The 10783-nt window shown below is 35.2% G+C and carries 7 protein-coding genes and 1 pseudogene; 3 read left to right on the forward strand and 5 right to left on the reverse strand.

The features are described from left to right. Positions 1-183: 183 nt before the first annotated feature. The 3 genes from EJL04_RS04860 to EJL04_RS04870 all read left to right on the forward strand — a co-directional run bounded on the left by EJL04_RS04860 (position 184) and on the right by EJL04_RS04870 (position 5061). Complete coding sequence (locus tag EJL04_RS04860; RefSeq protein ID WP_125104250.1) at positions 184-2517, forward strand: putative porin; 2334 nt, start codon at positions 184-186, stop codon at positions 2515-2517. Between the two features lie 94 nt (positions 2518-2611). Further along, complete coding sequence (locus EJL04_RS04865; RefSeq protein WP_021855327.1) at positions 2612-3817, forward strand: pyridoxal phosphate-dependent aminotransferase; 1206 nt, start codon at positions 2612-2614, stop codon at positions 3815-3817. Then, positions 3814-5061, forward strand: coding sequence for an ABC transporter permease (locus EJL04_RS04870; protein WP_021855328.1), 1248 nt, complete (start codon positions 3814-3816; stop codon positions 5059-5061). The genes EJL04_RS04865 and EJL04_RS04870 overlap by 4 nt, the downstream gene beginning before the upstream one ends. Positions 5062-5530: 469 nt before the next feature. Here EJL04_RS04870 and EJL04_RS04875 read toward each other — a convergent pair. The 5 genes and pseudogenes from EJL04_RS04875 to EJL04_RS04895 form a co-directional block, all read right to left on the reverse strand. Then, a pseudogene (locus EJL04_RS04875) lies at positions 5531-6689 on the reverse strand (IS256 family transposase). A gap of 250 nt (positions 6690-6939) precedes the next feature. Next, positions 6940-7761 (reverse strand): carboxylesterase family protein, encoded by an 822-nt coding sequence (locus EJL04_RS04880; protein WP_125104251.1) that lies wholly within the window; start codon positions 7759-7761, stop codon positions 6940-6942. A 20-nt stretch (positions 7762-7781) separates the two neighbouring features. After that, on the reverse strand, positions 7782-8663 hold the full coding sequence (locus EJL04_RS04885; protein ID WP_021854330.1) for a nucleoside phosphorylase: 882 nt from the start codon (positions 8661-8663) through the stop codon (positions 7782-7784). Positions 8664-8682: 19 nt separating this feature from the next. Continuing rightward, a complete protein-coding gene (locus tag EJL04_RS04890; RefSeq protein ID WP_125104252.1) occupies positions 8683-9891 on the reverse strand; it encodes a hypothetical protein in 1209 nt (402 codons plus the stop codon). A 147-nt stretch (positions 9892-10038) separates the two neighbouring features. Further along, on the reverse strand, positions 10039-10773 hold the full coding sequence (locus tag EJL04_RS04895) for a PP-loop family protein (RefSeq protein ID WP_021854332.1): 735 nt from the start codon (positions 10771-10773) through the stop codon (positions 10039-10041). Between the last annotated feature and the right edge of the window lie 10 nt (positions 10774-10783).

Genomic DNA, 10783 nt, shown 5'->3' on the forward strand with positions numbered 1-10783 from the left:
TGGGAAATATGGAAGTCGAGGTGAACGCTTTATGTTTCTTCGTAATATATTAAATATTATTTTCATGTTGGGAGCATTGATTGGTATGGTAATTTATTTTAAAGTAGATCATCAAATTGGCACAATCGTAATATTGTCTTCCATGTTATTTAAAATTGTTGAATGTGTTTTTCGCTTCATAAAATGAGTAAAAGGCTATTAATAGGGATAACGTATATATTATTTTGTTTATCGGTCTATTCACAAGACTATAATCAGTTAACGGATACGGGCGAGTTTACACAGGCGGGATCAAATAAAAGTTCAAAAAGTGATACACTTTCATCTGGGAATAAAGAAATTCCAAAAGGATTGAAAGTTTGGACTATTGATGAACGTTTTGGGGAACGTACGGCTGCTGTACCAGATACAATGCAGCATATGTATATGAACTCAATTTTTACAACAGGCCTGCGTGGAGAATACAATACTACAGGAAACTTAGGAGCGCCACGTATTAGTCGTATTTATATAGATAGAGATGAAACGTCCCAGTTTGTATTCACACAACCATATGATTATTTCTTGACGCCTGTCAACAAATTCCTTTTTACGAACACTCTTTCGCCGATTACCAATATTTCTTATGATGAATGTGGTGATAGAACAAATGGTGAAGATCATTTTAAGGCAATTTTTGGTGTTAATGCAGGTAAAAAGTTAGGCGTAGGTTTTAAGTTTGATTATATCTATGGCCGTGGATATTATCAAAATCAGAGCACGTCGCATTTTAATTATACTATGTATGGCTCATATCTAGGTGACAGATATGATGCTCATATTTTATTATCAACTAATCACCAGAAAGTGACGGAAAATGGTGGTATAACTGATGATAGGTACATAACACATCCTGAAGCATTTGATGATAATTTTAGGGAGAGTGAAATACCTACCGTTTTAGAACAAAATTGGAATCGTAATGATAATCAACATATATTTTTCACACACCGCTATAATTTGGGATTTAATAGAAAAGTAAAAATGACAGAAGAAGAGATTGCTGCACGAAAGTTCGCAATAGCTTCTCAAAAGGAGAATGAAACAAATAAGGCAAAAGAAGAGGCACGGAAGAAAGCTATTAAGGAAGGACGTGAATTTGATGAAAATGCATATGATGAGAAAAAGACATTTTCAGGGCGTCCTGACAATGCTATAATAGCAGGTGATGAACCTGCCGATACGACTAATACAGCAAGCGATAGAATAGTTCTTGATAAGACAGCCGCAGATAGTTTGCTTAACGTTCATATAGACAATAAAAATGTTGCTAATGTGGATACTGCATGGATGAAGGATGAATACGTGCCAGTTACAAGCTTTATACATACTTTAAAGTTTGATAATTATCGTCGTATATATCAAGCATATAGAACTCCTGAAAATTATTATGCAAATACATTCCCTGTTAATGAGAAGTTTGAAGGGGATTCAATTTATGACAAGACTAACCATTATTCATTAAAAAATACATTTGCTATAGCATTGCTGGAAGGTTTTAATAAATGGGCAAAAGCAGGACTAAGGGCTTTTGTTACATCAGATTTACGGCATTTTAGTTTGCCTGATTCTTTAGGCGGAACAAGTAGCTATAACGAACATAATTTGAGTGTTGGTGGTCAATTAATAAAAAAACAAGGAACAACGTTGCATTATGATGTTACAGCTGAAGCATGGCTTGCAGGAGAAGACGCCGGACAATTGAAAGTTGATGCAAACGCAGATCTTAATTTTCGTCTGTTTAATGATACTATAACTCTAGCTGCACGGATGTTTTTTTATCGCCTTAACCCAACATTTTATTATAGACATTATCATTCAAAACATTTTTGGTGGGATAATGATGGTCTTAGTAAAGAAATACGTACCCGTATAGAAGGTGTCTTTTCTTTAAGGCGTACTCATACTACATTGCGTGTAGCTGTTGATGATTTAAAAGATTATACATATTTGAGTCAGAGTTATACAATTACTGATAATTTTAATCGGGCAGGGAATGTGGTTTCTGTAAAGCAATGCTCTGGGAATATAAATCTATTCACTTTGCAATTGTCACAGGATTTTAAATTTGGCCCTCTTAATTGGGAAAATCAGATAACATATCAGAAATCAAGTAACGAAGAAGTTTTGCCTGTTCCTCTGTTAAATATATACACTAATTTATATTTTAAGTTTAAGGTCGCTCGTGTGTTAAGTGTTGATCTCGGGGCTGATTTGCGTTATTTTACAAAGTATAAAGCGTTGGATTATAGTCCGGCATTAGGTCAATATACCGTACAGGACAATGGTGAGAATAATGTTGAAATAGGGAATTATCCTTATGTAAATGTATACGCCAATTTACATCTAAAGCATACGCGATTTTTCATTATGATGAGCCATGTTAATGCAAGTGCAGGTGAATATTTCCTCGTTCCTCATTATCCTTTGAATGGAAGAGTGCTACGTTTTGGTGTGTCATGGAACTTTTTCAACTGATAGTAATCTTGCAACATTGACTGATGAAATAAATTTTATTGTTGATTAGTCTTTTATTAAAGTTTATATTAATTTTGTTAGAAAATATCAAATTATGCCTCAAATATCAGTACGTGGATTAGAAATGCCGGAGTCGCCAATAAGAAAATTAGCTCCGTTAGCGACAGCTGCTAAAAATCGCGGAATAAAAGTATATCATCTTAATATAGGACAGCCAGATCTGCCTACACCCAAAGTTGCTATTGACGCTATACGTAATATTGATAGAGAAATTCTTGAATATTCACCATCACAAGGATATCTTGGATACAGAAAGAAGCTTGTGAATTATTATAAAAAGTACAACATTAATGTAAGTCCTGATGATATTATAATAACTTGTGGGGGAAGTGAAGCTGTTCTTTTTGCTTTCATGTCGTGTCTAAATCCAGGAGATGAGATAATTGTTCCTGAACCTGCATATGCTAATTATATGGCTTTTGCTATTTCTGCTGGAGCAAAAATAAGGACTATTGCAACAACTATAGATGAAGGATTTTCTTTACCAAAAGTTGAGAAATTTGAAGAGTTGATAAATGATCGTACACGTGCAATACTTATTTGTAACCCCAATAATCCTACAGGATATTTGTATACAAGACGTGAAATGAACCAGATTAGAGATTTGGTTAAGAAGTATGACTTGTATCTTTTTTCTGATGAAGTTTATCGTGAATATATATATACAGGTTCGCCTTATATCAGTGCATGTCATCTTGAAGGTATTGAGCAAAATGTAGTTCTTATTGACTCTGTTAGTAAAAGATATAGCGAGTGTGGAATACGTATTGGAGCCTTGATAACTAAAAATTTGGATGTACGTCAAGCCGTGATGAAATTTTGTCAAGCCCGTTTGTCACCGCCATTAATCGGACAAATAGCAGCAGAAGCATCTCTTGATGTGCCAGAAGAATATTCACGTAGCGTATATGACGAATATGTGGAACGTCGTAAATGTCTTATAGATGGCCTTAATCGTATACCAGGTGTTTATTCACCTATACCCATGGGGGCTTTCTATACTGTTGCAAAACTACCTGTAGATGATAGTGAAAAGTTTTGCCGTTGGTGTTTGGAAACATTTAATTATGAAGGTGAAACTGTCATGATGGCTCCAGCGTCAGGATTTTATACAACACCTGGAGCCGGATATAATCAAGTACGTATAGCATATGTGTTAAAAAAAGAAGATTTAATACGTGCGCTTTTTATATTACGAAAAGCGCTTGAAACTTATCCGGGGAGGGTTGATGAAGAATGAATTTACCATTATATATAGCAAAGCGTATTTATTCAGACAATAACGCTCAGCAAAAAGTTAGTAAGCCGGCAATCCATATCGCAACAGCAGGTGTTGCCGTAGGGTTAGCCGTAATGATAATTTCTGTATGTATTGTTTTAGGTTTTAAGCATACTATACGTGATAAAGTTATAGGCTTTGGTTCCCATATTACTGTTGCGAACTTTATGACGCTACATGGCTATGAACAGAAGCCTATTGCTATGCCTGATAGTATGATGAATGTATTGAAATCCATTAATGGAGTTAAGCACGTACAACGTTATGCAATTAAACAAGGCATATTGAAGACAGACAGCGATTTTCTGGGAATAGCTTTTAAGGGCATTGCTTCAGAATACGATACTGCTTTTATCCACAATAATATGATAAGTGGTACTATTCCTGCATTTAGTGACAATAAAAGCCATAATAAGATTGTTATATCTAAGATTATGGCGGATATGCTCAAGATAAATACTGGTGATAAGGTGTTTGCATATTTTATTGATAATGATGATGTCAGAATGAGACGATTTACTGTATCAGGAGTTTATCAAACAAACCTTACACAATATGATAAAACAATCTGTTTTACCGATCTTTATACTGCATCCCGTCTTAATGGATGGGACACAGGACAAGTTACAGGTGCAGAACTTATTGTGAATGATTTCAATAAGATTAATAATGTCGAAAATATTCTTATTTCTAAAGTAAATAGAACTACTGATACTTATGGAGAAGCCTATTCTTCAGAAACAATTCAAGAGGCGAATCCACAAATTTTTTCATGGCTTGATCTTTTAGATTTAAATGTTTGGATAATACTGGCACTTATGCTATGTGTTGCTGGATTTACAATGATTTCAGGATTACTCATAATAATTCTTGAACGTACAAGTATGATAGGTATTTTAAAAGCTCTTGGTGCAAAGAATACGATAATCCGTAAAACTTTTTTATGGTTTGCTATTTTTATTATAGGGAAAGGTATGATTATTGGAAATATTATTGGTTTTGGACTAGTTTTATTACAAAAACTGACAGGTATTGTTTCTCTAGATCCTTCAACTTATTATGTTAAGACCGTACCAGTTGAAATTAATTTACCTTTAATTATATTACTTAATGTTGCCACTTTACTTATAAGTGTTTTTGTGCTTATAGCACCAAGCTTTCTTGTTTCACGTGTACATCCAGCAAAGTCAATGAGATATGAATAAAATCTAAATATAAATGATTAAGATAAGGCTTCATTATTATGTTTGTAAGTGATTTAATTAATAAAAGAAATTTCCCTAAATTCTAATTAGTCGCCCCTTAAAAAGGTTATTATCTACTGGTATTCAGTAATTTAATCAATAAAAGTCTTTGATGAATCTGCAAGTTTTCTTATCTTTAGGGTAATAAACTTGCAGATTTTATGATTAAAAAAAGTGTAGTGTTTCACTGAGTGTGTCTGATGCAAGTTTGCCTTAGAAGTGATGATGCAAAGTTAACAGACAATTTTGTATTTCATATCAAAAAAGTGAATTTTATGTTGTATCTGGACGAGGAACGGGTTCTGCAGAGGAGCACCCCGTCAGCAACATGGCTAGGCCTATACTGATAGCAAGAACTATCCTGGAGTCGTCATGGTGGCGACTCCTTTTTTGCTTTCAGGCAGGCTTTTCTGCTAAAAGAACTATTCCATTAGTCCGGAAACAGAGTCTTGTCGCAGGTTATGTTGGGTAGCAGCCGGTCAAAAGCCTTGTGTTCCATGGCGACACTACCCATGAGCGTCAGTACAGATTCTTCGTTAGGCATGGCTGTACGCATTCTGGTCACTCTCCTGAAGTCCCGGTTGAGGCGCTCAATCCAATTAGTGGTATATATCATGGACTGAATCTCCGGAGCATAGTTCAAGTAAGTCATGTATGCCTTGTAGTCGGCGTTGTTACGCATGAGTTTGAATGCCCGGTAGTCTTTACCCCACCTCTCACACATATCCTGCCATTTCTTCCATGCCCATCTCAATGGTGTAATCGCGCTGTCCGGTACGGAAGATATCACGCAGGTCAGAAGCCAAAGCACCCTTGTCTCCATGACTGACCTTGGCAAACATATTGCGTTTGAGATGGGTTACGCATCTCTGAAGCGGAGTACCGGGGAATTTCTCTCCCACAACGACATCAAGACCCTTAATACCGTCTGCAACCATGAGCCCAATCTTTTGGACGCCCCTTTCTTTTAAAGTGTCAAAGATATCACTCCATCCTGTTGCGCTCTCTGTAGGAATATTGAATATAGCCAGCACATCACGGCGGCCTTCCTCTGTAACGGCCAATGCGACATAGAACGCTTCACTGGATACCGAACGTTTACGGTGAATCTTAATATGCACACAGTCTACGAACATGACCGGGTAGTAACTCTCAAGACTGCGCTCCAGCCAGGCGTTTACCTGGGTACGAACGCTGTCTACCATCCGGCTGATGCTGGACTTGGAATAGTGCTGGCCGTAAATCTGCTCAAAGACATCTCCGACCTGTTCCTGCGTCAGCCCTTTGGTATATAAGACTCCAGCCAACCGGTCACATTCCTCTTCCTGATTGCGAAGAATGGCAAGTATCCGGGGATGAAAGTTGCCATAACGGTCGCGGGGAATACGGAATTCCAATTTTCTTCCTTGGCCATAGGCATGTCCAAAACGATAGCCATTGCCCATATTTTGAGGATTTTCATGCAGAAACTCACTCCGTTCTGCTACCATCATGCTTTCAGGCATGATTTCCATCAGGTCGTGTAGACCATTTTCTTTCTCTGCATGCTTGCGCATGAGCTCAGAAATTTGTAGTTTCGTGAAGTGCATAGTTTGTATATTTAGTGGTTTGGTCACTCCTAAATTACAAACTTCGGGGCTGACACGCAAGGGGCGGCCCTTTTTTACTGACTATCAGACACACTTTTTGAGATGGTATCACGTTCTTCTGGTAGCAGCGGCTTATAACTTCAAAAGAACCATGAAAGCTCTTTGTTGCATGCATCAAAAAATATGCGAGATACTGTGTTTGAACAATATCTCGCAAAAAGGGCTTTTTTAGGGACGTCAAGGGCATTTTCTAATAAATGGTTTTGTCATATACAACTTCAGGGTCTGGTGAACCTGATATCATATCTTGATATGCTTTTGATAAATCAGACTTTACAATATCAATGTCATTATTAACAGGTCGGTCTTTATCTAAAATAGAATGTGAGAAGAGCCATTCATATGTTTTATTCATATATAATATTCGTGCTAATGCCCCGTGTGAAGCACCTTTTAGCCAGTCAAATTTAAGTCTTTTGTCATTATTTGTTTGTTTTAATTCGTCGACAACGACTTTTGATTCTTTTATTGATACTGCTCTGTCAGCAGTACCATGTATTATCCATAATGGTACCTTTCCTAAACCAGTTTTGTCTTTGAGCGTACATCCACCGCAAAGCGCCATAGCTGCAGCAACTTTATTTGGATAAGTTCCGGTAAAATCAAGCGTTCCGTATCCACCAAGACTCATTCCAATTACATATACGCGTGTAGAGTCCATTGAATAATTATTTTTTGTCCATTCTAAAACTTGATTTATTTTGTACGGATTCCATGAACCGCCAGGGTTTTGTGGAACAATAACTAATGCATCAATTTGTCTGCCTTTAACTATTGCATCTAATGGTCCATATCGCCTTACTTTATTAAGGTCATTTCCACATAAACTTTGGCCGTGTAAGAAAATTATTACTGGTGTATTCTCAAGCGTATAATAATAGTCGAGTGGGGTATATACCCAGAAATTATATCCTCCGGGTATTGAATCTTTTACAGGTCGAATAAAGTCGTATTGTGCTAATAAATATTGACTATAGCACAGCATCATACAGACTAATAATAATTGTTTCATTTTTGAATGTAATGCATATATCATATGCGATTAAGAACAATTTTTATTAAATCATCAATTTGATTTTTATAACCAGTATTTGCTTCTTTTGCAACACGATTAGCAATAACCATGCAGCATGTTGTTGCTTTATGTCCCATAAGGCGAGCGAGTCCTGCAAGAGCGGAACTTTCCATTTCAAAGTTTGTTATTTTTAAGCCATTATATTCAAACTTTTCTATCTTTTCATTTTGTTTTGGATCAGTCAATGGAATGCGTAATTGACGACCTTGTGGCCCAAAGAAACCACCGCAGGCAATAGTTACACCTCTAACCATATCCTTATCAGCTATGCGTTCAACAAGCTCAGAATCTGCATCTATTATATACGGAGCAGGTGCACACATATTTCCTGTCCAACCAAGATGATTTAAAAGTGCTCTTTCCATTGCAAGATCACACACGGCATTACGCCCTTCATAGAAGTTTAAGAGTCCATCAAATCCAATTGATTTTTCTGAACAAATAAAAGTTCCAACAGGTGTGTATGGTTGTAAACCTCCGCATGTACCTATTCTAACAATATCTAACTGTCGTATTTTTTCTTTTTCTGTACGTGTATTGAAATCAATATTTGCAAGTGCATCGATTTCGTTCATTACAATGTCAATGTTGTCACAGCCAATACCTGTTGATGTGACCATTATTCGTTTGCCATTATATGTTCCGGTTATTGTATGAAATTCCCTACTTTCAATATTACATTCTTTTGTGTCAAAATGTGAAGCTACTAATTCAACTCTTCCTGGATCTCCAACAAGAATAACCTTATCTGCAAGGTCCTCGGGTCTTACATGAAGATGAAATACACTACCATCTGGATTAATTATTAATTCAGACTCTTCAAAATATCGTTTTCCCATATATTTTTCCTCCTATATTTTATTGTTCATTAATTGCAATGTTTTCAGTATTTCTTATTTCTTTTTCTAATGTTTGGGTATATTTGTGAAGTTTCTCAAGCTGGTATTCTATATCTCTAATTTCTTTACCTAATGCTTTATTCTTATTTGTCGTATATCTTTTCCTATATGTTTCAAGTTGTAATTCTGTATATTTTATTTTTTGTTTCATTTCGCATAATTGCAAAAAACGTTTTTGATTTGCTACTGATTTAAAGTCTGTAGGACTAGTATATACTGTATTATCATTTACGATAAATGAGATATTCTTGTTTTCACTTTCCGTTTTCCGCTTAATAAGTTTGGACAGCCTATTTCTAGCATCTTTAAGTTTTTTTGCATCTGTCCATGTCGCTTGTATACTTTTGATATCTGCAAGATCTTTCAATTTGTTATCATCCATATTAACGTCATCGTATATAGTACGTGATGTTGACGGAACAAATGTATATATACAAACCTTACCTTCAGGTTGTCTTCTGTCTGTAACAAGCCATCCAATAGAATCAAATTCGTTTATTATGCAATAATAATCATTTCCTGTTGAGTTGTATGGAAGACCTATATTCTCTGGTTTGTAGAAACGGGCAGAATCTGCATCATACATAGTTACATATATGTCATAGCCACCTAAATTATCTTTGCTTTTACCTGCGAAATATAAAGTTATTCCGTCTGACATCATATATGGGTTATTTATATCAGTAAATTCATCATCAAAATCTGTTATACGTCTTATATCGTTCCACTTTCCGTTAAGTTTATCTGCTGTATAAAGTCGTAAATGGCCTGTTTCATCTTTTTTTGAGAAATATACTTTATTTCCAAATTCATTCATATATGTGTACGATTGCGCTTGGTCGGATACTTTCCAAAAGTTGTTATAAGAATTCACGCTCCCAGATTCTTTGGTCAATGGTATTTTGTTCAAAAAATTATTTTTATCAGCAATAATACTATCAATTATCATTATCTGTTCTGTTGAAGGTAGCATCGTTTCGTATAACATCTGTGCCTGATCTTCTGATGTTATTTTTGTTGTGGCTGCCTTTTTTGTGGTTCTTGATTTTTGCGCGAAGACATTAAATGATACATTTGTTGCCAAAATAATCAGTATAAAATATATGAAACGTTTATTTGACATTACTTTAACTAGTTTTTTAAGGTTATTATTTATTTTGATAAACATATTGTTTGGAATCCTTTTTGTATGAGTACAATGCTTTTACGAGATATATAGTACACCTCGATATGCAAAGATAGCGTAATTTGTTTGAAAGTGGAAAGGATAAATGTCTTTTTTGAATGGCGAAATTTTCGTTTAACTAAAATTAGGCTATTCTTCAATGAGTTTTCCATTCTTTTCTAATGCGTTCCAAATGGAATATCTTGCCTCATTATTCATTTTTTCAACTTCATTAAACAACAAACAGATATCATTTCTATGTGAATCAGTTTCATATGGACATAATTTAATCTGTTTTTTATAGTTATTGTTTATTGCATATTGCTTGATATCTTTTTCTTCTTCTAGACATAAAGGACGAATTATTGTGATTGGCATTTTTCTCATTTTTAGGCGTACTGGCATGGTTGAAAAACTGCCTTGAAAATATAAATTCATCATAGTTGTATGAATTATGTCATCCATGTGATGTCCTAAAGCTATTTTATTGCATCCAAGTTCTTGAGCTATTGTGAACAACTGCTTGCGGCGATTCCATGAACATAGAAAACATGGTGATTTCCTTTTATCTGTCATGGCATTAAATCCTGTAGTCACAACATTAAACTTTATACCTCTACTTTCCGTGAAGTTTTTAAGATAGGATATATCTGATTCGTATTTTATGTTTGACATTCTTATATGAAGTGCTTCGGCTGCAAATGAAGGCTTATTAATTCTTAGTCTTCTACTGATTAAGTCTACTAGGCATAGGGAATCTTTACCACCAGATATTCCAATCAAAATCTTATCATTATCACAAATAAGATTATAATCATAAATCGCTTTTTGAAAGCGACTTATGATTTTTCTTTCAAGCTTTTCGTTATCAGATAAAATAGGCATGATATATCGT

Source organism: Prevotella marseillensis (assembly GCF_900625065.1).
GTDB classification, from domain to species: domain Bacteria; phylum Bacteroidota; class Bacteroidia; order Bacteroidales; family Bacteroidaceae; genus Prevotella; species Prevotella rara.